This window comes from Streptomyces solincola, from assembly GCF_002982015.1.
GTDB lineage: Bacteria > Actinomycetota > Actinomycetes > Streptomycetales > Streptomycetaceae > Streptomyces > Streptomyces solincola.
This window is the reverse complement of the sequence record NZ_PVLV01000071.1, coordinates 36,508-57,022: the sequence shown is the minus strand read 5'-3', so window position 1 is coordinate 57,022 and position 20,515 is coordinate 36,508. Positions and strand designations below refer to the sequence as shown.

The 20,515-nt window shown below is 74.6% G+C and carries 22 protein-coding genes; 18 read left to right on the top strand and 4 right to left on the bottom strand.

What is annotated here, in order from left to right; all coding sequences use genetic code 11:
* Positions 1–32 precede the first annotated feature (32 nt).
* The 5 genes from hrcA (at position 33) to C6N75_RS05180 (ending at position 4,659) form a co-directional block, all read left to right on the top strand.
* Positions 33–1,049 carry a heat-inducible transcriptional repressor HrcA gene (gene hrcA, locus C6N75_RS05200; protein ID WP_105867646.1) on the top strand — a complete coding sequence of 339 codons (1,017 nt, stop codon included), beginning with the start codon at positions 33–35 and terminating at the stop codon, positions 1,047–1,049.
* A complete protein-coding gene (gene dnaJ, locus C6N75_RS05195) occupies positions 1,050–2,186 on the top strand; it encodes a molecular chaperone DnaJ (protein WP_105867645.1) in 1,137 nt (378 codons plus the stop codon).
* A 171-nt stretch (positions 2,187–2,357) separates the two neighbouring features.
* The gene (locus C6N75_RS05190; RefSeq protein WP_105867644.1) at positions 2,358–3,428 is read left to right on the top strand and encodes a nitronate monooxygenase; all 1,071 of its coding nucleotides are present in this window, start codon (positions 2,358–2,360) and stop codon (positions 3,426–3,428) included.
* Entirely contained in the window at positions 3,425–4,177 is a 753-nt protein-coding gene (locus C6N75_RS05185) for a 16S rRNA (uracil(1498)-N(3))-methyltransferase (RefSeq protein ID WP_105867643.1), read from the top strand. The genes C6N75_RS05190 and C6N75_RS05185 overlap by 4 nt, the downstream gene beginning before the upstream one ends.
* Before the next feature lie 146 nt (positions 4,178–4,323).
* Positions 4,324–4,659 (top strand): YnfA family protein, encoded by a 336-nt coding sequence (locus tag C6N75_RS05180; protein ID WP_105867642.1) that lies wholly within the window; start codon positions 4,324–4,326, stop codon positions 4,657–4,659.
* Here C6N75_RS05180 and C6N75_RS05175 read toward each other — a convergent pair.
* Positions 4,634–5,470: a cytochrome c oxidase assembly protein gene (locus C6N75_RS05175; protein WP_105867641.1), complete on the bottom strand. Its 837-nt coding sequence runs from the start codon at positions 5,468–5,470 to the stop codon at positions 4,634–4,636. The genes C6N75_RS05180 and C6N75_RS05175 overlap by 26 nt on opposite strands.
* Positions 5,470–6,033, bottom strand: coding sequence for a DUF2243 domain-containing protein (locus C6N75_RS05170; protein WP_105867640.1), 564 nt, complete (start codon positions 6,031–6,033; stop codon positions 5,470–5,472). The genes C6N75_RS05175 and C6N75_RS05170 overlap by 1 nt, the downstream gene beginning before the upstream one ends.
* A gap of 186 nt (positions 6,034–6,219) precedes the next feature.
* Between C6N75_RS05170 and C6N75_RS05165 the strand changes: the two genes are divergently transcribed.
* The 5 genes from C6N75_RS05165 (at position 6,220) to C6N75_RS05145 (ending at position 11,043) form a co-directional block, all read left to right on the top strand.
* Complete coding sequence (locus C6N75_RS05165; protein WP_105867639.1) at positions 6,220–7,482, top strand: ATP-binding protein; 1,263 nt, start codon at positions 6,220–6,222, stop codon at positions 7,480–7,482.
* Positions 7,479–8,591, top strand: a complete 1,113-nt coding sequence (locus tag C6N75_RS05160) for a tetratricopeptide repeat protein (protein ID WP_105867638.1) — start codon at positions 7,479–7,481, stop codon at positions 8,589–8,591. Before C6N75_RS05165 ends, C6N75_RS05160 begins: the two co-directional genes overlap by 4 nt.
* Before the next feature lie 64 nt (positions 8,592–8,655).
* Positions 8,656–9,015 carry a histidine triad nucleotide-binding protein gene (locus C6N75_RS05155; protein WP_105867637.1) on the top strand — a complete coding sequence of 120 codons (360 nt, stop codon included), beginning with the start codon at positions 8,656–8,658 and terminating at the stop codon, positions 9,013–9,015.
* Positions 9,016–9,037: 22 nt separating this feature from the next.
* Positions 9,038–9,946 carry a ribonuclease Z gene (locus tag C6N75_RS05150; RefSeq protein ID WP_105867636.1) on the top strand — a complete coding sequence of 303 codons (909 nt, stop codon included), beginning with the start codon at positions 9,038–9,040 and terminating at the stop codon, positions 9,944–9,946.
* Between the two features lie 86 nt (positions 9,947–10,032).
* Positions 10,033–11,043 carry an adenosine deaminase gene (locus C6N75_RS05145; RefSeq protein ID WP_105867635.1) on the top strand — a complete coding sequence of 337 codons (1,011 nt, stop codon included), beginning with the start codon at positions 10,033–10,035 and terminating at the stop codon, positions 11,041–11,043.
* A 7-nt stretch (positions 11,044–11,050) separates the two neighbouring features.
* On the opposite strand, the gene C6N75_RS05140 is transcribed toward C6N75_RS05145, so the two are convergent.
* Positions 11,051–12,388, bottom strand: coding sequence for an MFS transporter (locus tag C6N75_RS05140; RefSeq protein ID WP_105867634.1), 1,338 nt, complete (start codon positions 12,386–12,388; stop codon positions 11,051–11,053).
* Between the two features lie 363 nt (positions 12,389–12,751).
* Between C6N75_RS05140 and C6N75_RS05135 the strand changes: the two genes are divergently transcribed.
* The 7 genes from C6N75_RS05135 (at position 12,752) to era (ending at position 18,701) form a co-directional block, all read left to right on the top strand.
* Positions 12,752–13,885 (top strand): PfkB family carbohydrate kinase, encoded by a 1,134-nt coding sequence (locus C6N75_RS05135; protein ID WP_105867633.1) that lies wholly within the window; start codon positions 12,752–12,754, stop codon positions 13,883–13,885.
* A gap of 145 nt (positions 13,886–14,030) precedes the next feature.
* Complete coding sequence (locus tag C6N75_RS05130) at positions 14,031–15,056, top strand: PhoH family protein (protein ID WP_105867632.1); 1,026 nt, start codon at positions 14,031–14,033, stop codon at positions 15,054–15,056.
* Positions 15,057–15,068: 12 nt separating this feature from the next.
* Positions 15,069–15,566, top strand: coding sequence for an rRNA maturation RNase YbeY (gene ybeY, locus C6N75_RS05125; protein ID WP_105867631.1), 498 nt, complete (start codon positions 15,069–15,071; stop codon positions 15,564–15,566).
* Positions 15,563–16,849, top strand: a complete 1,287-nt coding sequence (locus tag C6N75_RS05120) for a hemolysin family protein (RefSeq protein ID WP_105867630.1) — start codon at positions 15,563–15,565, stop codon at positions 16,847–16,849. The genes ybeY and C6N75_RS05120 overlap by 4 nt, the downstream gene beginning before the upstream one ends.
* A gap of 46 nt (positions 16,850–16,895) precedes the next feature.
* The gene (locus C6N75_RS05115) at positions 16,896–17,252 is read left to right on the top strand and encodes an MmcQ/YjbR family DNA-binding protein (protein ID WP_105867629.1); all 357 of its coding nucleotides are present in this window, start codon (positions 16,896–16,898) and stop codon (positions 17,250–17,252) included.
* A 31-nt stretch (positions 17,253–17,283) separates the two neighbouring features.
* The gene (locus tag C6N75_RS05110) at positions 17,284–17,652 is read left to right on the top strand and encodes a cytidine deaminase (protein WP_105867628.1); all 369 of its coding nucleotides are present in this window, start codon (positions 17,284–17,286) and stop codon (positions 17,650–17,652) included.
* Positions 17,653–17,735: 83 nt separating this feature from the next.
* A complete protein-coding gene (gene era / locus C6N75_RS05105; RefSeq protein ID WP_105867627.1) occupies positions 17,736–18,701 on the top strand; it encodes a GTPase Era in 966 nt (321 codons plus the stop codon).
* A 26-nt stretch (positions 18,702–18,727) separates the two neighbouring features.
* Here era and C6N75_RS05100 read toward each other — a convergent pair whose 3' ends face one another.
* Positions 18,728–19,711, bottom strand: coding sequence for an alpha/beta hydrolase family protein (locus C6N75_RS05100; protein ID WP_105867626.1), 984 nt, complete (start codon positions 19,709–19,711; stop codon positions 18,728–18,730).
* Between the two features lie 134 nt (positions 19,712–19,845).
* On the opposite strand from C6N75_RS05100, the gene C6N75_RS05095 reads away from it, so the two are divergent.
* The gene (locus C6N75_RS05095; RefSeq protein ID WP_105867625.1) at positions 19,846–20,511 is read left to right on the top strand and encodes a TetR/AcrR family transcriptional regulator; all 666 of its coding nucleotides are present in this window, start codon (positions 19,846–19,848) and stop codon (positions 20,509–20,511) included.
* The last annotated feature ends 4 nt before the right edge of the window (positions 20,512–20,515 follow it).

Here is a 20,515-nt window from a genome sequence, read left to right as displayed (position 1 = left end):
CGCGAGGACCCACGAGCTGGAGGTGTGCGCGGATGCTCAGCGAACGCAGACTCGAAGTGCTGCGCGCCATCGTCCAGGACTACGTCGGCACCGAGGAGCCGGTCGGCTCCAAGGCGCTCACCGAGCGGCACGCGCTCGGCGTCTCCCCGGCGACCGTGCGCAACGACATGGCGGTGCTGGAGGAGGAGGGCTACATCGCGCAGCCCCACACCAGCGCCGGCCGCATCCCCACCGACAAGGGGTATCGCCTCTTCGTCGACAAGCTCGCCGGCGTCAAGCCGCTGTCGTCGCCGGAGCGGCGCGCCATCCAGAACTTCCTGGCCGGCGCGGTCGACCTGGACGACGTGGTGGGGCGCACGGTGCGGCTGCTGGCCCAGTTGACCCGGCAGGTCGCCGTCGTGCAGTACCCGTCGCTGACCCGCTCGACGGTCCGGCACGTGGAGCTGCTCTCGCTGGCCCCGGCCCGGCTGATGCTGGTGCTGATCACCGACACCGGCCGCGTCGAGCAGCGGATGGTGGACTGCCCGGCGCCGTTCGGCGAGGCGTCCCTGGCCGATCTGCGGGCGCGGCTGAACAGCCGTGTGGTGGGACGCCGTTTCACCGACGTGCCGCAGTTGGTGCAGGACCTGCCGGAGTCCTTCGAGACGGAGGACCGCGGCACGGTCTCCACGGTGCTGGCCACCCTGCTGGAGACCCTGGTGGAGGAGACGGAGGAGCGGCTGATCATCGGCGGCACCGCCAACCTCACCCGCTTCGGGCACGACTTCCCGCTGGTGATCCGGCCGGTGCTGGAGGCGCTGGAGGAGCAGGTCGTGCTCCTCAAGCTGCTCGGCGAGGCCAAGGACTCGGCCATGACCGTGCGCATCGGGCACGAGAACGCCCACGAGGGGCTGAACTCCACGTCCGTCGTCGCGGTCGGCTACGGTTCGGGCGACGAGGCCGTCGCCAAACTCGGCGTGGTCGGACCGACCCGCATGGACTACCCCGGAACGATGGGAGCGGTACGCGCAGTGGCACGTTACGTCGGACAGATCCTGGCGGAGTCGTAAGTGGCCACGGACTACTACGCCGTACTCGGCGTGCGCCGCGACGCCTCCCAGGACGAGATCAAGAAGGCGTTCCGCAGGCTCGCCCGCGAGCTGCACCCGGACGTCAACCCGGATCCGAAGACCCAGGAGCGGTTCAAGGAGATCAACGCCGCCTACGAGGTGCTGTCGGACCCGCAGAAGAAGCAGGTCTACGACCTCGGCGGAGACCCGCTGTCCAGCGCCGGCGGCGGTGGCGCGGGCGGCTTCGGGGCCGGCGGCTTCGGGAACTTCAGCGACATCATGGACGCCTTCTTCGGTACGGCGTCCCAGCGCGGCCCGCGCTCGCGCACCCGGCGCGGCCAGGACGCGATGATCCGCCTGGAGATCGAGCTGGACGAGGCGGCCTTCGGCACCACGAAGGACCTCCAGGTCGACACGGCCGTGGTGTGCACCACCTGCTCCGGTGAGGGCGCGGCCCCCGGCACCTCGGCGCAGACCTGCGACATGTGCCGCGGCCGCGGCGAGGTCTCCCAGGTCACCCGGTCCTTCCTGGGTCAGGTCATGACCTCCCGGCCCTGCCCGCAGTGCCAGGGCTTCGGCACGGTCGTGCCGACCCCGTGCCCGGAGTGCGCGGGCGACGGCCGGGTCCGCTCCCGCCGCACGCTGACGGTGAAGATTCCGGCCGGTGTGGACAACGGCACCCGTATCCAGTTGGCCGGCGAGGGCGAGGTCGGCCCCGGCGGCGGCCCGGCCGGCGACCTGTACGTGGAGATCCACGAGCTGCCGCACGCGATGTTCCAGCGGCGCGGCGACGATCTGCACTGCACGGTCACCGTCCCGATGACGGCCGGCGCGCTGGGCACCAAGGTGCCGCTGGAGACGCTGGACGGCGTCGAGGAGGTCGACATCCGGCCCGGCACGCAGTCGGGGCAGTCCATCCCGCTGCACGGCCGGGGCGTCACGCACCTGCGCGGCGGCGGCCGGGGCGACCTGATCGTGCACGTCGAGGTGCAGACCCCGACCAAGCTCGACCCGGAGCAGGAGCGGCTGCTGCGGGAGCTGTCCAAGCTGCGCGGCGAGGAGCGGCCCACCGGCCAGTTCCAGCCCGGCCAGCAGGGCCTGTTCTCCCGGCTGAAGGACGCCTTCAACGGCCGGTGACGGCGGCAGCGGTACGAGAAGGGGGGCGGCGACCACGGGAGGTCGCCGCCCCCCTTTCCGTCCCCGCCGGGCGGGACGGGACCGGGTGCCCCGGCCGCGGCGGAGCCGGGCGTTCCGGTCGGGGCGGAGGCGGGTCTTCGGGGCCGGGCGGGGGCGTGGCACGATGCACGCATGTCCACCGCACTGACCGATCTCTGCCGGTACCCGATCGTGCAGGCCCCCATGGCGGGCGGCGCCTCCCGTCCCGCGCTCGCCGCGGCCGTCTCCGACGCGGGCGGCCTCGGCTTCCTGGCCGCCGGCTACAAGACGGCCGACGGCATGTACCAGGAGATCGCGCAACTCCGGTCGCTCACGGCGCGGCCCTTCGGCGTCAACCTGTTCATGCCGCAGCCCGGCCAGGCCGACCCGGCCGCCGTCGAGGTCTACCGCAACCAGCTCGCCGGCGAGTCCGCCTGGTACGACACCCCGCTCGGCGACCCGGAATCCGGCCGTGACGACGCCTACGAGGCGAAGCTCGCCGTGCTGCTGGACGAGCCGGTGCCGGTCGTGTCGTTCACCTTCGGCTGCCCGGCCGCCGAGACGCTGGCCGCGCTGGCCGCCGCCGGCACCCGCACCGTCGTCACCGTCACCTCCGTCGAGGAGGCGCGGGCCGCGCACCGGGCGGGCGCGGACGCGGTGTGCGCGCAGGGCGCCGAGGCCGGCGGCCACCAGGGCAGCCACCGGGACGACCCGGAGACCGACGGCTCGGGCACCGGGCTGCTCACCCTGGTCCCGCTGGTCACCGAGGCCGTGCCGCTGCCGGTGATCGCCGCCGGCGGCCTGATGCGCGGCGGCCAGATCGCCGCGGTACTGGCCGCCGGCGCGCAGGCCGCGCAGCTCGGCACCGCGTTCCTGGTGTGCCCCGAGTCCGGGGCCAACGCGCTGCACAAGCGGGCCATGACCGACCCGCTGTTCACCCGCACCGAGGTGACCCGGGCCTTCTCGGGGCGGCCGGCCCGCGGACTGGTCAACCGGTTCATGTCCGAGCACGGCCCCTACGCGCCCGCCGCCTACCCGGAGGTGCACCACCTGACCAGCCCCCTGCGCAAGGCGGCCGCCGCGGCAGGCGACCCGCAGGGCATGGCGCTGTGGGCGGGGCAGGGCCACCGGCTGGCCCGTGAACTGCCCGCCGGGCAGCTGGTCGAGCTGCTCGCCGCCGAGCTGCGCGAGACCGCCGGCGCCGCGTCCGGGGCGGGCGCGTGACCGCGCCGGTCTTCGTCGTCCCCGACGACGTCCTGAGCCGCGCGATCCCCGGGGGGCGGTACGTCCTGGACGGGCCCGAGGGGCGGCACGCCGTCTCCGTGAAGCGGCTGCGCGCGGGCGAGGACGTGGTGCTCACCGACGGTCTCGGCCGCTGGGCGGAGGGTGTGGTCGAGGGCGCCGAGGGAAAGGACCGGCTGCTGGTCATGGACCTGGAGTCGGTGAGCGAGGAGCCGGCCGAGCAGCCCCGGATCACCGTGGTGCAGGCGCTGCCCAAGGGCGACCGCGGCGAGCTGGCCGTGGAGACGATGACCGAGACCGGCGTGGACGCGATCGTCCCGTGGACCGCCTCGCGGTGCGTCACCCAGTGGAAGGGCGAGCGGGGCGCGAAGTCGCTGGCCAAGTGGCGGGCCACCGCCCGGGAGGCGGGCAAGCAGTCCCGCCGCACCCGTTTCCCGGAGGTGGCCGAGGCCGCGTCCACCGGGCAGGTCGCCCGGCTGCTGGCCGCCGCCGACTTCGCCGCCGTGCTGCACGAGAGCGCCGACGCCTCGCTGGCCACCGCCCCGCTGCCGGCCACCGGCGAGATCGTGCTGGTCGTCGGTCCGGAGGGCGGGGTCTCGCCCGAGGAACTGGCCGCGTTCCGGGAGGCGGGCGCGGCGCCGTATCTGCTGGGCCGCAGCGTGCTGCGCACCTCCACGGCCGGTACCGCGGCGCTCGCCCTGCTCCTGGGCCGCACCGGCCGCTGGGGCTGAGGGCGGCTCCGGCCCGTACCGGCCTGGGGCTGGGGCCGGCCCCCGGGCACCGGCCGGGGCGTGCACGGCGTCAGCGGGGTGGCGTACGCGGCGGGCACGGAGGGCGGACACGCACCAGGCGCCCCTCTCGTGAGAGAGTCCGCTCCGTGATCGTCGCCCGTTCCGTCGCCCTGTTCGCCGTCGCCGCGCTGTTCGAGATCGGAGGGGCCTGGCTGGTGTGGCAGGGCGTCCGCGAGCACCGGGGCTGGATCTGGGTCGGGGCCGGCGTCATCGCGCTCGGCCTGTACGGGGTGGTGGCCACCTTCCAGTCGGACGGGAACTTCGGCCGCATCCTGGCCGCGTACGGCGGGGTCTTCGTGGCCGGGTCGATCGCCTGGGGCATGGTCGCCGACGGCTACCGGCCCGACCGGTTCGACGTGGCCGGCGCGCTGGTCTGCCTCGTCGGCATGGCGGTCATCATGTACGCGCCGCGCGGACACTGACCCCGGCGCCGACCGCGGGGACCGCGCGCCCGCGGTCGGGCCGCCAGCTCGCCACCAGCGCGGCGGCCAGCAGCAGTTCGGCGATGTCACCGCCGTAGTACATGATCTCCGCGCCCGCCCGGACCTGTTCGGCCGGGGCGTGGATCGCGGTCCAGAAGCCGCCGTACACGAGCTGGGAGACCACCGCGTGCGCCGTGATGGCGACGCCCAGGCACACCAGCCGCGCCGGTACGCCCGGCCGGGCGGGCGCGGGATCGGGGCCGGCGACGACGTACGCGAACAGCCACCCGGACAGCAGGAAGTGGGCGTGCAGCAGCGCGTGCCCGACCGGACCGCCGGTGGCCGCGCCGTACAGCGGGGTGAGGTAGAGGGCCACCAGGCTGCCGGCGGACAGCGCCAGCGCGACCACCGGATGGGCGATCAGCCGGGCCGCCGGGCTGTGCAGGACCGCGGTGAGCCGCCGCCCCCGGGCCGGCGGCAGGGTGCGCAGCAGGAGCGTGACGGGCGCGGCCAGCACCAGCGCCAGCGGCGCGTACATGCCGATGAGGAGGTGCTGCACCATGTGGCCGCGAAAGTCGGCCCGCGCGAAGGGCGCGACGGGCGGCAGCAGCGCCACGCCGAGCAGGACGACGCCGGTGAGGAACAGGGCCGTCCGCCACCGGCTCCAGCCGAGCACCGGGTTGCGGCGGCGGGCCCGGCCGACGAGCAGCAGATAGGCGCCTGCGGCGGCCGGCAGGAGCAGCGCGGGCGGCAGCCACTCCGGCAGGCCCGCCCCGGCGGCGGACCCGTGCCCGTGCGTCCCGTGGTCCATCAGGCGGGCCGGGCCTGGTCCCGCCCGGCCGGGGCGTCGGGGTCGAAGGGGCGGCCGCCGCGCTGGAGGAGGTAGCCGCCGGCCACGAACAGCGCGCCCAGGGCGAGGAAGCCGAGGTCCCACCAGAGCCGGCCGTCCCCGGCGTACACGTGGTGGATGGCGAGGATCTGGTGGTCCAGGAGGCCCTCGACCAGGTTGAACAACCCCCAGCCGACGAACATCCAGCCCCACAGCACCCGGGAGGTCCACACCCGCCGGCGGTGGTGGGTGACCCGCGCGTACAGAATGGCGAGCCCCAGCAGCACCGACAGCCAGCAGACGGTGTGGAACAGGCCGTCCCACAGGGTGTTCATCTCCAGGCCGGGGACGGTGTCGGGGTTGTAGAACTTCACGCCGACGCGGTCCTGGTCGGTGCTGCTGAGCATGTGGTGCCACTGCAAGATCTGGTGCAGGAGGATGCCGTCCACGAACCCGCCCAGCCCCACGCCGAGCACGATGCCCGGCAGCCGGATGCTCGCGGGCCGTGCGATGCCGGGCCGGGCCCCGCCCGTCGTGGTCGCCATGGCTGGTCTCCTCTTCTGGTCCGTCCGGCGCCGGGCCGCCGCCGGTGCCGGAGCGGGCGCCCGTGCTCACGGGCCCTCGCAGGCAGGTTCTCCCCCCGGCTGCCGGACCGCCGCGCGCGGGACCGCCATCCGGCCCAGTCGCCCCCGGCGGGACGGGCTGTCGGTGCGGCTCCGTAGGGTGTGGCCATGTCCGACGACTCGCCTCTGATCCGCAGTCTGCGCGCCGCCGTGGCGGCCGCGCCCGGTGACGTACCCCTGCGCCTGCACCTGGCCGAGCTGCTGCTGGCCGCCGGGCGCGGCGACGAGGCGGTCGCCGAGGCCGCGGCGGCCCTCCAGCACGCCCCCGGCGACGCGGACGCCCGCGCCCTGATGACCCGCGCCATGGGCATACCGCCCGCCCCGGTGCCGGACGCCGCCGAGGGGTCCGGGTTCGACTGGTCGGCGGCCGAGCGCGAGGTGGACGGCATCGTCCCGCCGAGATTCGCCACCGGCGGGTCCGAGGGCGGCGGGGCGGAGGCGCCGCTCACCTCCGACGGGGCGGGCGACGGCCCCGGGGACGCCGACGCCTGGGAGGTGGACGCCCCCGGCACCGTCCGGCTCGCGGACGTCGGCGGCATGCAGGACGTCAAGGACCGGCTGGAGGCCGCGTTCCTCGCCCCGATGCGCAACCCCGAGCTGCGCCGGCTCTACGGCAAGAGCCTGCGCGGCGGGCTGCTGCTGTACGGGCCGCCCGGCTGCGGCAAGACCTTCATCGCCCGCGCCGTCGCCGGCGAGCTGGGCGCCGGCTTCCTGTCGGTGTCGCTCAACGACATCCTCGACCTCTACATCGGCGCCTCCGAGAAGAACGTCCACGACGTCTTCGAGACCGCCCGGCGGCAGGCCCCCTGCGTGGTCTTCCTCGACGAGCTGGACGCCCTCGGCGGCAAGCGCAGCCGCACCCACAGCAGCGGCCTGCGCAATGTCGTCAACCAGTTGCTGACCGAGCTGGACGGGGTGTCCGCCGCCGCCAACGAGGGCGTGTTCGTGCTCGCCGCCACCAACGTCCCCTGGGACGTGGACATCGCCCTGCGCCGCCCCGGCCGCTTGGACCGCACCCTGCTGGTGCTGCCGCCGGACGGGCCCGCCCGGGAGGCGATCCTCCGCTACCACCTGCGCGAGCGCCCCATCGAGAACGTCGACCTGGCCAAGCTCGTCAAGGCCACCGAGGACTTCTCCGGCGCGGACCTCGCCCACCTGTGCGAGACGGCGGCGGAGTCGGCGCTCCTGGACTCCGCCCGCACCGGCGCCGTCCGCATGATCGGCATGAAGGACCTGCTCGGCGCGGCCCGGCAGATCCGGCCCTCCACCGGCCCCTGGTTCGCCACCGCCAAGAACGTCGCCACCTTCGCCAACGACGGCGGCACCTACGACGACCTGCTCGGCTACCTCAAGCGGAAGCGCAAGCTGTGACCGCGCCCCACCAGCCGTCCGTCCTGGAGCGGGCCGAGGCGCTGTACGACCTGGGGCGGCCCGAGCAGGCCGCCGCGCTGGCCGGGCAGCACCTGGCCGAGCACCCGGACGACGCCGCGGCCCTGGCACTGCTGGCCCGCTGCCTGCGCCGCGCCGGCCGCCCCGCCGAGGCCCTGGGCTACGCCGACCAGGCGCTGCGCGCCGACCCCGAGCTGCCGTCGGCCTGGCTCCTGCGCGCCGAACTGCTCAGCAACGCCCGCCACTTCGGGCCGGCCGAGGACTCCGCCCGGCGTGGTCTGGCGCTCATCCCGCAGCACTGGGCCGGCTATCACGTGCTCAGCTCCGTCCTGCTGGCCTCCGGGCAGCGCGCCCGCCACCCCGAGGCGTACGCGCACGCGCTGCGAGCCGTCGAGCTGGGCCCCGAGGAGGACACCACCCACTTCCAGGTCGGCCTGGCCGCCTACCACCTCAAGGACCACGCCACCGCCCAGCGCGCCTACGAGCAGGCGCTGCGGCTCAACCCGGAGAACAGCGAGGCGCACAACAACCTCTCGCTGCTGCACCTGCGCCGCCGCTGGCTGCGGCCCGGCGCCTGGACGAAGGCCGCCTCCGGGTTCGTGGACTCCGCCGCCCTCGACACCGAGGACCGGGCCGCCCGCTACAACCTGGAGACCATGGCCTGGGGGGCCGCCGCCGGCGCCCGCTGGGTGGCGCTGGCCGGCTTCCTGACCGCCGCCGTCGGCTCCGCCCCGCTGCGCTCCGGCGCCACCGGCTCGGGCCCGCTGGTCGCCGAACTGGTCGGCGTCGGCGTGCTGGTGGCGCTGTGGACGGCGTGGGCGCTGTGGACGCTCCGCCGGGTGCCGCCCCGGCTGCGGCGGCCCCTGCTGCTGATCGCCCGCGGCTGCCCGCCGGTGCTGTGGATGGGCGGCGCGGTCGCCCTGCTGGGCCTGCACTCGGTGCTCACCCTCGCCCTGCCCCGGGCCGGCGCGGAGCTGGTCGGCGGGCTCGGCACCCCGCTGTTCTGGGCGGTGGTCATCACCTACTGGGCCAGCCGCACCGCCCTCACCCGGCGCGCCCCGCACCGCCGCAGGGCCGCCCCCGGCCCGTAGAGTGCCCGTACCGCACGACGAAGATCCATCCCCGTACCGACGAAGGTTCAGAGAGGACCGCGGCATGGCCGGAGAGCCCCAGGACGACTGCCTGTTCTGCAAGATCGTGGCCGGGGAGGTGCCCGCCACCGTCGTCCGCGCGTCGGAGACCACCCTCGCCTTCCGCGACATCAACCCGCAGGCCCCCACCCATGTGCTGGTGATCCCCAAGGCCCACCACGCCGACGCCGCCGCGCTCGCCGCCGAGGCGCCGCAGCTCGCCGCCGACGTGCTGCGCGAGGCCGGCGAGGTCGCCCGGCAGGAGGGGGTCGAGGAGGGCGGGTACCGCATCGTCTTCAACACCGGCGCCGGCGCCGGGCAGACCGTCTTCCACGCGCACGCCCACGTGCTCGGCGGCCGCGGCCTGACCTGGCCGCCCGGATAGCCGCCCGAGGACAGGAAGAGACATGTCCGTCCGCGAACTGGTCGTACTGGGCACCGCCAGCCAGGTGCCCACCCGGCACCGCAACCACAACGGCTACCTGCTGCGTTGGGACGGGCAGGGCATCCTCTTCGACCCCGGCGAGGGCACCCAGCGGCAGATGCTCCGCGCCGGGGTCGCCGCCCACGACATCGACCGCATCTGCGTCACCCACTTCCACGGCGACCACAGCCTGGGCCTGGCCGGGGTGATCCAGCGGATCAACCTCGACCAGGTCCCGTACCCGGTCACCGCCCACTACCCGGCGAGCGGGCAGCGCTTCTTCGAGCGGCTGCGGTACGCCACCGCCTACCGCGAGACGGTCAGGCTCGCCGAGGCCCCGGTCGCCGAGGACGGCGTGCTGGCCGCCACCTCCGCCTACACCCTGGAGGCCCGGCGGCTCTCGCACCCGGTGGAGTCCTTCGGCTACCGGCTCACCGAGCCCGACGGCCGCCGGATGCTGCCCGAGCGGCTCGCCGCGCACGGCATCGCCGGCCCCGACGTGGGCCGGCTCCAGCGCGACGGGGCGCTCGGCGGGGTCACCCTGGAGCAGGTCAGCGAGGCGCGGCGGGGCCAGCGGTTCGCGTTCGTCATGGACACCCGGCTGTGCGACGGCGTCCACGCGCTGGCCGAGGACTGCGACCTGCTGGTCATCGAGTCCACCTTCACCGACGAGGACGCCGCGCTCGCCGCCGACCACGGGCACCTGACGGCCGGCCAGGCCGGCGCGGTCGCCCGGGACGCCGGCGTGCGCCACCTGGTGCTCACCCACTTCTCGCAGCGGTACGCCGACCCGGAGGTCTTCGGCCGGCAGGCCCGCGCCGCCGGCTTCGACGGCGAACTCACCGTCGCCCGCGACCTGCTGCGCGTCCCCCTGCCCAAGCGCTCCCCGTAGCACCACGGGCCCGTGGCGCCCCGGGGCCCGGGCCGCACCGCCCGCACGCGGAAGACCGCACCACCGCACAGGAAAGACCGCACCCCATGGCACTCCCCGCCCTGCCCAAGGCCGAGCTGCACCTGCACATCGAGGGGACGCTCGAACCGGAGCTGGCCTTCGCGCTCGCCGCCCGCAACGGCGTCCCGCTGCCCTTCGCCGACACCGAGGAGCTGCGCGCCGCCTACGACTTCGCCGACTTGCAGTCCTTCCTCGACCTCTACTACGCGCTGATGGCCGTGCTGCGCACCGAGCAGGACTTCGCCGACCTGGCCGACGCCTACCTGGAGCGGGCCGCCGCGCAGGGCGTGCGGCACGCGGAGGTCTTCTTCGACCCGCAGGCGCACACCGCCCGCGGGGTGCCGTTCGGCACGGTCGTCGAGGGCCTCGGTCGCGCGCTGGAGGGAGCCGAGGAGCGCCACGGCGTCTCCACCCGGCTGATCATGTGCTTCCTGCGCGACCAGTCCGCCGAGTCGGCCCTGGCCACCCTGGAGGAGGCCCGGCCCCACCTGGACCGGATCACCGGCGTCGGCCTGGACTCCGCCGAGGTCGGCCACCCGCCGGCGAAGTTCGCCGAGGTGTTCGCGGCCGCCGCCGAGCTGGGCCTGCGCCGGGTCGCGCACGCGGGCGAGGAGGGCCCGCCGGAGTACGTCCGCGAGGCCCTGGACGTGCTCGGCGTCGAGCGGATCGACCACGGGCTGCGGGCCATGGAGGACCCGGAGCTGGTGGCGCGGCTGGTGCGCGAGCGGGTGCCGCTCACCCTGTGCCCGCTGTCCAACGTGCGGCTGCGCGCGGTCGACACCCTGGCCGACCACCCGCTGCGCGCCATGATGGACGCCGGGCTGCTGGTCACCGTCAACTCCGACGACCCGGCCTACTTCGGCGGCTACGTGGGCGACAACTTCCACGCGGTGGCCGGGGTGCTCGGGCTGGGCCCCGAGGAGCAGCGCGCCCTGGCCCGCAACTCCTTCGAGGCGGCGTTCCTGGAGGACGACGAGGAGCGCCGCGCCCGCTACCTCGCCGAGGTCGCCGCGCACCCCCGGGATCCCCGGGCGTGAGGGGCCGTCAGCGGTCGGGGCCGGCCGGGCGGTAGGCGCGGCGGCGCACCAGCCTGGCCGGCACCGCGCGGACCGGGAACTCGGCCACCACCTGCTCGGGCGCGCCGATCTGCGGGGCGGCCAGGCCCGCCGCCGCGCCCGTCGTGCCGGCCACCACCGCCGCCGGCGCGCCGCCGCGGCGGCGGATCGCGCCGGGCACCAGCGGCCGGCCCGCCGTGTGCAGGGCGACGGCGGTCAGCGGCACGGCCAGCAGCACCAGCAGCACGCCCAGCACCAGGCCCATCCCGGCGTACCCGGCCCGCTCGGAGAGCACGCTGCCGGCCACCGGCCCGCAGGCCACGCCCAGCGAGGACGCCGAGCCGGCCAGCACGGCCCAGCGGCCGCGCGGGTCCAGCGAGGCGGCCAGACCGATCAGATACGACAGGACCACCGGGTAGAGGGCGTTCCAGAGGATCTCGCCGCCCGCGAAGGACGCCAGGCCGTCGGCGGCCGAGGTGAGCGCGATGCAGCCGGCGATGAGGACCGTGCCCGCGCCGATCGGCGCCGCGCGGCCCAGCCGGCCGCCGAGCGCGCCCGCGCCCAGCACCCCGACCAGCCCGGCGCCCAGCGCGGCCGCGAACACCGCGCCCACGGTCACCTCGCTGAGCCCCGCCTGGGTCAGGCCGATGCGGCCGCTGACGCCCCACAGCATGTTCTGCGCCAGCGACCAGCAGGCCATCCCGCCGGCCAGCACCAGACCCGAGCGCAGCCGGGGCAGCTTGCCGCCCCGCTCCCGCCCGCCGGTGTCTGCCTGCCCGCGCTCCAGTCGGCCGGCCGCCGGCCAGACCGCCGCCGCCACCAGGGCGATCGAGGCGAACGGCAGCGCGTGGCCGCCGCCGAGCCACTCCGGCACGCTCAGCCGAGGCAGCGTCAGGTACAGCACGCCGGCGGTGGCCGAGACCGACAGCAGGCCGAGCGTGGAGGCCCGGTGCGGGTCGGTGCGGCCGGCGATCCCGGCCGCGGCCACCGCGGTCGCGGTGCCCGAGCCGAAGCCGCCGACCATCGCACCGGCCACCACCAGCGGCACCGACCAGGCCAGCGCGGCCGCGCCGTACCCGGTCACCGCCAGCAGCAGCCCGGTGCGGGCCAGTCGGCGCGGCCCGTACCGCTCGACGCGGGAGGCGAGGGTGAAGCCGGCGGCGGCCGAGGAGAGCAGCAGCAGCGAACCGGCCAGCCCGGCCTGGGCGGGGGAGAGGCCGAGGCCGGCGGCGAGCCGCCCGACGACGGTGGGCAGCAGGTACGCGGCCAGGTAGCCGGCGGTGAACACGGCGACGAGCGGCCACAGGGCGCGCGGGCGCGAGGACATGGGCGTTCCCGGAAACGAAAAGGGAAGGGGAGGGGAGGGAAAGCAGAAGGGGGGAGGCGCCCTGATCGGCACGGAAGCGTGCGCGGGAACGCGGGGCAATTTGTATCAAGGCGCCGGGCGCCCGGAGAAGTCGACGCCATGTGATCCACGTCACATAGTGTTTCGTACCGTCAGGAGCGGGTAGCGGCTGTGCCCCCGCTGCTCCGGCGGGGTGCCGCAGCACCCGTCCGGGTGCCCCTGCCGACCGCGCTTTTCGGGCAGACTGGCCTGATCCGCGAACCGGGGGCCGCGCCGACCCCCGCCGGCACGCATACGCCGGCCGACCGCCACCCGCCCGCGATCCGGGGAGAGGGAGAGAGCGCAGTGACCACGCCCAGGGGAGAGCACCACCCGCACCAGCCGCCGCGGCAGCAGCACACCGCCGGGGTCGACCCGCTGGAAGCCGTACGCGGCCCCGCCGACCCCGAATGCGACGTCTTCCTCACCGGCACGGTCTTCCTGGACATCATCTTCACCGGCCTGGACGCCGCCCCGGTGCGCGGCACCGAGACCTGGGCGCGCGGCATGGGCTCCAGCCCCGGCGGCGTCGCCAACATGGCCACCGCGCTGGCCCGGCTCGGGCTGCACACCTCGCTGGCCGCCGCGTTCGGCGACGACCACTACGGCGAGTACTGCTGGGACGCGCTGGAGCAGGGCGAGGGCATCGACCTGACCCGCTCCCGCACCGTCGCGGGCTGGCACTCCCCGGTCACCGTCTCCATGGCCTACGAGGGCGAGCGCACGATGGTCTCGCACGGGCACGCCGCCCCGCCGCCCGACGGCGCCCGCCCCACCCGTCCGCCGCGCGCCCGGGCCGCCGTCGCGTCGCTCGCGCCCGGCCGGCCCGAGGAGTGGGTCGCCCAGGCCGCCCGCCAGGGCACGATGATCTTCGCCGACGTCGGCTGGGACGACACCGGCCGCTGGGACCTGGCCGCCCTGGACGACCTGGCGCACTGCGAGGCGTTCCTGCCCAACGCCGAGGAGGCGATGCGCTACACCCGCACCTCCTGCCCGCGCGCCGCCGCCCACGCGCTGGCCGAGAAGGTTCCGCTGGCCGTCGTCACCCTCGGCGCGGAGGGCGCCTACGCCGTCGACGGGCGCACCGGTGAGAGCGCCGTCGTCCCCGCCATCGAGGTCGCCGCCCTGGACCCCACCGGCGCCGGGGACGTCTTCGTCGCCGGGTTCGTCACCGGCACCCTGGCCGACTGGCCGCTCGCCGACCGGCTCGCCTTCGCCGGACTGACCGCCGCGCTGTCCGTGCAGGAGTTCGGCGGCTCGCTGTCCGCCCCCGGCTGGGTGGAGATCGCCGCCTGGTGGAACCTCGTGCAGTCCGCCGCCGGCCAGGACCCGGCCGCCCTGCGCCGCTACGGCTTCCTCGTCCCGCTCCTGCCCGTGCCGCTGCGCCCCTGGCCGCTGCGCCGGGCGGTGCCCACCATCGGCTTCGGCCGCTCGGCCTGACGTCCGGAAAGCGACCCCCGCGCCCGCCCTGCGGCCGCAAATCCCTTCGGTGTTGTCGGTGGCACGTCGTACGCTGGAGAGCCAGAGGTTGTCGATCGGCGAGAACCGCTCAACAGGAGGTATGCGCAGGCCAGAAGGCCGGCCCATGACTCAGTCAGACACAGGTCAGACGCAGCCGCAGGCACAGGCCCGGTTCACCGTCCCCGCCAAGCACCCCATGGTGACGGTTCTCGGATCCGGCGACGCCCTGCTGCGCGTGATCGAGCAGGCGTTCCCGGCCGCCGACATCCATGTCCGGGGCAACGAGGTCAGCGCGGTCGGGCCGCGCGCGGAGGTGGCGCTCATCCAGCGCCTCTTCGACGAGATGATGCTGGTGCTCCGCACCGGGCAGCCGATGACGGAGGACGCCGTGGAACGCTCGATCGCCATGCTCAGAGCGAGTGGGGACGGCACGGCGGAGTCCGGCCAGGAGACCCCGGCCGTGGTGCTCACCCAGAACATCCTCTCCAGCCGCGGGCGCACCATCCGCCCCAAGACGCTCAACCAGAAGCGGTACGTCGACGCCATCGACAAGCACACCATCGTTTTCGGCATCGGCCCCGCCGGCACCGGCAAGACGTATCTGGCCATGGCCAAGGCGGTCCAGGCCCTTCAGTCCAAGCAGGTCACCCGGATCATCCTGACCCGGCCCGCCGTCGAGGCCGGCGAGCGGCTGGGCTTCCTGCCCGGCACGCTCTACGAGAAGATCGACCCCTACCTGCGCCCGCTGTACGACGCGCTGCACGACATGCTCGACCCCGACTCCATCCCCCGCCTGATGGCGGCCGGCACGATCGAGGTCGCGCCGCTGGCGTACATGCGCGGGCGGACGCTCAACGACGCCTTCATCATCCTGGACGAGGCGCAGAACACGAACCCCGAGCAGATGAAGATGTTCCTGACCCGGCTCGGGTTCGACTCCAAGATCGTCATCACCGGTGACGTGACCCAGGTCGACCTGCCCGGCGGCACCAAGAGCGGGCTGAAGCAGGTGCAGGACATCCTGGACGGGGTACCGGACGTCCACTTCTCGCGCCTCACGTCCCAGGACGTGGTCCGGCACAAGCTCGTGGGCCGTATCGTCGACGCGTACGAGAAGTACGACACCAAGAACGGCCAGAGCGGGAAGTAGACCGAACAGCACATGTCGATCGACGTCAACAACGAGTCCGGAACCGAGGTCGACGAGCAGGCGATCCTCGACATCGCCCGGTACGCGCTCAACCGGATGCGCATCCACCCGCTCTCCGAGCTGTCGGTGATCGTGGTGGACGCCGAGGCGATGGAGCAGCTCCACATCCAGTGGATGGACCTCCCCGGACCCACCGACGTCATGTCCTTCCCGATGGACGAGCTGCGTCCGCCGGCCAAGGACGAGGAGGAGCCCCCGCAGGGGCTCCTCGGCGACATCGTCCTCTGCCCCGAGGTCGCCGCCCAGCAGGGCGAGCAGGCGCCCACCGGCCACACCATGGACGAGGAGCTCCAGCTCCTCACCGTCCACGGCGTGCTCCACCTGCTGGGCTACGACCACGAGGAAGCGGACGAGAAGGCCGAGATGTTCGGCCTCCAGGCGGCGATCGTCGACGGCTGGCGCGCGGAGCACGGCCTCACCGGCCCCTCCCCGGCGCCGACCGTGTCATGAGCACCCCCCTCGTGGGCGGCGCCGTCGCCCTGCTCGTGGTCGCCTGGCTGGCCGCCTGCGCCGAGGCCGGGCTCGCCCGCGTCTCCAGCTTCCGTGCCGCCGAGGCCGTCCGGCACGGCCGGCGCGGCGCCGACAAGCTCGCCCAGGTCACCTCCGACCCCACCCGCTACCTCAACCTCGCGCTGCTGATCCGGGTCGCCTGCGAGATGGCCGCCGGCGTGCTGGTCACCTATGCCTGCCTGGAGGAGTTCCGCGAGACCTGGGCCGCCCTGCTGGTCGCCGTGGGCGTGATGGTCCTCGTCTCCTACGTCGCCGTCGGCGTCTCCCCCCGCACCATCGGCCGCCAGCACCCGCTGAACACCGCCACCGCCTCCGCGTACGTGCTGCTGCCGCTGGCCCGGGTCCTCGGCCCCGTCCCGCAGCTCCTCATCCTCATCGGCAACGCGCTGACCCCCGGCAAGGGCTTCCGCAAGGGCCCCTTCGCCTCCGAGGCCGAACTGCGCGCCATGGTCGACTACGCCGAGCAGGAGTCGCTCATCGAGGACGAGGAGCGCCGCATGGTGCACTCCGTCTTCGAGCTGGGCGACACCCTGGTCCGGGAGGTCATGGTGCCGCGCACCGACCTGGTCTCCATCGAGCGGTACAAGACCGTCCGCCAGGCCCTCACCCTCGCGCTGCGCTCCGGCTTCTCCCGCATTCCGGTCACCGGCGACAGCGAGGACGACATCGTCGGCATCGTCTACCTCAAGGACCTGGTGCGCAAGACGCACGTCAACCGCGAGGCCGAGTCCGACCAGGTCGCCACCGCCATGCGGGCCGCCAGCTTCGTCCCCGACACCAAGAACGCCGGCGACCTGCTGCGCGAGATGCAGCGCGAGCGCAACCACTGCGCCGTCGTCATCGACGAGTACGGCTCCACCGCCGGGATCGTCACCATCGAGGACATCCTGGAGGAGATCGTCGGCGAGATCACCGACGAGTACGACCGCGAGCTGCCGCCCGTCGAGAAGCTCGGCGACGGCAGCTTCCGGGTCACCGCCCGCCTCGACATCCGCGACCTCGGCGAGCTGTTCGGCCTGGACGCCTACGACGACGAGGACGTGGAGACCGTCGGCGGACTGCTCGCCAAGGCTCTGGGCCGGGTGCCCATCGCCGGCGCCGCCGCCGAGGTGGAGCTGCCCGACGGGCGCGGACTGCGGCTGACCGCCGAGTCCCCGGCCGGCCGCCGCAACAAGATCGTCACCGTGCTCGCCGAACCGGTCGAGAAGGAACCGGCCGCGTGACCGAGAGGCAGGAGGCCCCCGCATGACCGCTCGTACGACCCCTCGTATGACCCCGGAGCGACTGCGCGCCTTCTGCCTCTCCTTCAACGACACGGTGGAGGACTTCCCGTTCAACCCGGAGACCTCCGTGTTCAAGGTCGCCGGCAAGCTCTTCGCCCTCTCCGCGCTCGGGGCCAGACCGCTGACGGTCAACCTCAAGTGCGACCCGGACGACGCCGTCCGGCTGCGCGCCGAGCACCCGGACGCCATCGCCCCCGGCTACCACATGAACAAACGCCACTGGAACACCGTCACCGTCGGCGCCCTGCCCGACACCCGGCTCCGCGAGCTGATCGAGGACTCCTACGACCTGGTGGTGGCCGGACTGCCCAGGGCCGTGCGACTGCGCCTGGACCGGCCGTAGCCGTCGGCCGCGCCCGCCCTATGCTCGGGGCATGACGCAGAGCAGCCAGCCCTCCTCCGACGACCTCTCCGCCGAGGACCGCAAGATCATCACCCTGGCGCGCAGCGCCCGCGCCCGCAACGGCGTGGCCGAGGGCGCGGCCGTCCGCGACGAGACCGGCCGCACCTACGTCGCGGGCACGGTCGCCCTGCCCTCGCTGGAGCTGAGCGCGCTGCGCACCGCCGTGGCGATGGCCGTCGCCAGCGGGGCGACCTCGCTGGAGGCCGCCGCCGTCGTCTCCGCCGCCGACGCCGCCGCCGAGGAGGACCGGGCCGCCGTCCGCGACCTCGGCGGCCCCGGCACCCCCGTGCTGCTCGCCGGCCCGGACGGCGCCCTGCGCGCCACCGTCACCGCCGGCTGACCGCCGAGCTCTCCGGCCACCCGGGCCCCGTCTCGTACGGGTGTCCGGGCAGCGGTACGGGGCGGGGCCCGGGATCGGGGAGAATGGCCCCCATGAGCGTGCGCACCCCTGATTCCGAGACCCCCGGCTCCGAGGCCGCCCACCGGGCGGGCTTCGCCTGCTTCGTCGGCCGCCCCAACGCGGGCAAGTCCACCCTCACCAACGCTCTGGTCGGGCAGAAGGTGGCCATCACCTCCAACCGCCCGCAGACCACCCGGCACACCGTGCGCGGCATCGTGCACCGCCCGGACGCCCAGCTCGTGCTGGTGGACACCCCCGGACTGCACAAGCCCCGCACCCTGCTCGGCGAGCGGCTCAACGACGTGGTGCGCACCACCTGGGCCGAGGTCGACGTGATCGGCTTCTGCCTGCCCGCCGACCAGAAGCTCGGCCCCGGCGACAAGTACATCGCCAAGGAGCTGGCCGGGATCCGCAAGACGCCGAAGGTCGCCATCGTCACCAAGACCGACCTGGTCGACTCCAAGACGCTGGCCGAGCAGCTCATCGCCGTCGACCGGCTCGGCCACGAGCTGGGCTTCGAGTGGGCCGAGATCATCCCCGTCTCGGCGGTCGGCGGCAAGCAGGTGCAGTTGGTCGCCGACCTGCTCGTCCCGCTGCTGCCGGAGTCCCCGGCGCTCTACCCGGAGGGCGACCTCACCGACGAGCCGGAGCAGGTCATGGTCGCCGAGCTGATCCGCGAGGCCGCGCTGGAGGGCGTCCGCGACGAGCTGCCGCACTCCATCGCCGTGGTCGTCGAGGAGATGATCCCCCGCGAGGACCGCCCCGCCGACAAGCCGCTGCTGGACATCCACGCCAACGTCTACATCGAGCGCCCCAGCCAGAAGGGCATCATCATCGGCCCCAAGGGCGCCCGGCTGAAGGAGGTCGGCACCAAGTCGCGCAAGCACATCGAGGCGCTGCTCGGCACCCCGGTCTTCCTCGACCTGCATGTGAAGGTCGCCAAGGACTGGCAGCGCGACCCCAAGCAGCTCCGCCGCCTCGGCTTCTGATCCCGCCCCCGGGCGGGGGCCCGGGGCTACTTGGACTCCACGCGTCCCACCGCCCCCGGCCCGCTCGTCAGCTCCGCGCGGGCGTCCGGCCAGGCGGGGGAGCCGGGGGTGAGCCGGGAGTGCAGGTAGGCGGCGGTGAGCCGGGCGAGGGCGGCGACCATCGCCGGGTTCTCGTCGGTGGTCTCGGCGGCGTCGTACCCGGCGATCCCGCCGAGTCCGTGCTCCGCGCCGAACAGGGTGAGCAGGGACTTGGGGCCCGGGGCGAGGTGGTAGGGGTCGGCGTGCCAGTCGGGCCCCAGGTCGGTGAAGTGCCGTGAGTCGTCCCGGTCGCCGGCGACGACCAGGGCCGGTGCCGTCATGGTGGAGAAGTCGACGGCCCCGATGACCGGCCACCGCTCGGCCATCGGCCCGTTGAGGACGTCGCCGCCCCGGCCGGGCGAGGCGAGCAGCACGCCCGCCGCGATACGCGGCTCGGTCAGGTGCACCGGCTTCCCCGTGTCGGGGTCGGTGAGCCCAGCGCCCAGCAGCAGCGAGGCCGTGAAGCCGCCCAACGAGTGCCCGGCGAGGCCGATCCTGGTGTGGTCGATCCGCCCGGCGAGCTGCGGCACGCTCCGCTCGACGTCGTCGAGCCGGTCCAGCACGCGGCTCATGTCCTCGGCCCGGGAGCGCCAGAAGAAGGGTGCGCCGGGGGCGTCGGCGACCAGGTGCGCCAGGGTGGCGGAGGTGAGGTGGGTGGGCTGGACGACCACGAAGCCGTGCGACGCCCAGAAGTCGGCGAGCGGCGCGTAGCCGTTGAGCGAGGAGAGGTGGTTCGAGGGGCCGTGCCCGTGGGAGAGCAGGATGACGGGCAGGCCGCTTCCGGTGGCGGGCGCGGAGACCCGTATCCGGAGGTCCACGGGGCGTCCGGGCACGGGCAGGACCACGGGGCTGTAGGACAGGACCGGCACGGGCGCGGCCGGGAGGCCGGCGGTGGCGGACGCGGCTGCGGACGCGGATGCGGATGCGTTCATGGTGGTTCCCTCCTGGGGAGGACAGGGCGGACCGGAGCGGCCCGCTTCGGCTAGACTCAATCGGAACGTCGCTCCGTTTAGTATTCGGAGCGGTGTTCCGGTTTGTCAATGAGGGTCGGTCGAGGGAGTGCGCGATGGTCGCCGAGAGTCCTGCCGAAGGCCCGGCCGAGGGTCCGGCCGAGGGTCCGGCCGAGGGTCCGGCCCCTGGTCCCGACGAGCGTCCCGCCGAGGGCCCCGCCGGGGACGGGCCGTCCCGGGGCCGGCGGGCCGACGCCCAGCGCAACCGGGAGGCGGTGCTCACCGCCGCGGCCTCGGTGTTCGTCACCTCGGGCGTCGACGCGCCGATCCGCCGGATCGCGGCCGAGGCCGGCGTCGGCATGGGCACGGTCTACCGCCACTTCCCGACCCGGGCGGACCTGGTGGCCGCCGTGTACCAGCACCAGATCGAGGCGTGCGCCGAAGCCGGGCCCGCGCTGCTGGCCGCCGCCGGCTCCCCGTTCGACGCCCTGTGCCAGTGGGTCGACCTGTTCGTCGACTTCCTCGTCACCAAGCACGGCCTGGCCGACGCGCTGCGGTCCGACAGCGACCGCTTCGCCGCCCTGCACGGCGCGTTCCTGGACCGGCTGCTGCCGGTCTGCGCCCGGCTGCTGGACGCGGCGGCCGAGGCGGGCGACATCAGGCCCGGCGTCCAGCCGTACGAGTTGATGCGCGGCATCGGCAACCTCTGCGCCGGCCGCGACGACGATCCCCGCTACGACCCCCGACGCCTCGTCGCCCTCCTCCTCCGGGGCCTCCGCTGACGGG

What these genes read in the sequence shown, in the direction of transcription:
- C6N75_RS05110 (WP_105867628.1), top strand. Translation starts at nt 17,284, where the DNA reads ATGACGCAGAGCAGCCAGCCCTCCTCCGACGACCTCTCCGCCGAGGAC.
- C6N75_RS05150 (WP_105867636.1), top strand. Translation starts at nt 9,038, where the DNA reads ATGTCCGTCCGCGAACTGGTCGTACTGGGCACCGCCAGCCAGGTGCCC.
- ybeY (WP_105867631.1), top strand. Translation starts at nt 15,069, where the DNA reads ATGTCGATCGACGTCAACAACGAGTCCGGAACCGAGGTCGACGAGCAG.
- hrcA (WP_105867646.1), top strand. Translation starts at nt 33, where the DNA reads ATGCTCAGCGAACGCAGACTCGAAGTGCTGCGCGCCATCGTCCAGGAC.
- C6N75_RS05120 (WP_105867630.1), top strand. Translation starts at nt 15,563, where the DNA reads ATGAGCACCCCCCTCGTGGGCGGCGCCGTCGCCCTGCTCGTGGTCGCC.
- C6N75_RS05130 (WP_105867632.1), top strand. Translation starts at nt 14,031, where the DNA reads ATGACTCAGTCAGACACAGGTCAGACGCAGCCGCAGGCACAGGCCCGG.
- C6N75_RS05100 (WP_105867626.1), bottom strand. Translation starts at nt 19,711, where the DNA reads ATGAACGCATCCGCATCCGCGTCCGCAGCCGCGTCCGCCACCGCCGGC.
- C6N75_RS05155 (WP_105867637.1), top strand. Translation starts at nt 8,656, where the DNA reads ATGGCCGGAGAGCCCCAGGACGACTGCCTGTTCTGCAAGATCGTGGCC.
- era (WP_105867627.1), top strand. Translation starts at nt 17,736, where the DNA reads ATGGCCCCCATGAGCGTGCGCACCCCTGATTCCGAGACCCCCGGCTCC.
- C6N75_RS05140 (WP_105867634.1), bottom strand. Translation starts at nt 12,388, where the DNA reads ATGTCCTCGCGCCCGCGCGCCCTGTGGCCGCTCGTCGCCGTGTTCACC.
- C6N75_RS05165 (WP_105867639.1), top strand. Translation starts at nt 6,220, where the DNA reads ATGTCCGACGACTCGCCTCTGATCCGCAGTCTGCGCGCCGCCGTGGCG.
- C6N75_RS05095 (WP_105867625.1), top strand. Translation starts at nt 19,846, where the DNA reads ATGGTCGCCGAGAGTCCTGCCGAAGGCCCGGCCGAGGGTCCGGCCGAG.
- C6N75_RS05170 (WP_105867640.1), bottom strand. Translation starts at nt 6,033, where the DNA reads ATGGCGACCACGACGGGCGGGGCCCGGCCCGGCATCGCACGGCCCGCG.
- C6N75_RS05190 (WP_105867644.1), top strand. Translation starts at nt 2,358, where the DNA reads ATGTCCACCGCACTGACCGATCTCTGCCGGTACCCGATCGTGCAGGCC.
- C6N75_RS05145 (WP_105867635.1), top strand. Translation starts at nt 10,033, where the DNA reads ATGGCACTCCCCGCCCTGCCCAAGGCCGAGCTGCACCTGCACATCGAG.
- C6N75_RS05115 (WP_105867629.1), top strand. Translation starts at nt 16,896, where the DNA reads ATGACCCCGGAGCGACTGCGCGCCTTCTGCCTCTCCTTCAACGACACG.
- C6N75_RS05175 (WP_105867641.1), bottom strand. Translation starts at nt 5,470, where the DNA reads ATGGACCACGGGACGCACGGGCACGGGTCCGCCGCCGGGGCGGGCCTG.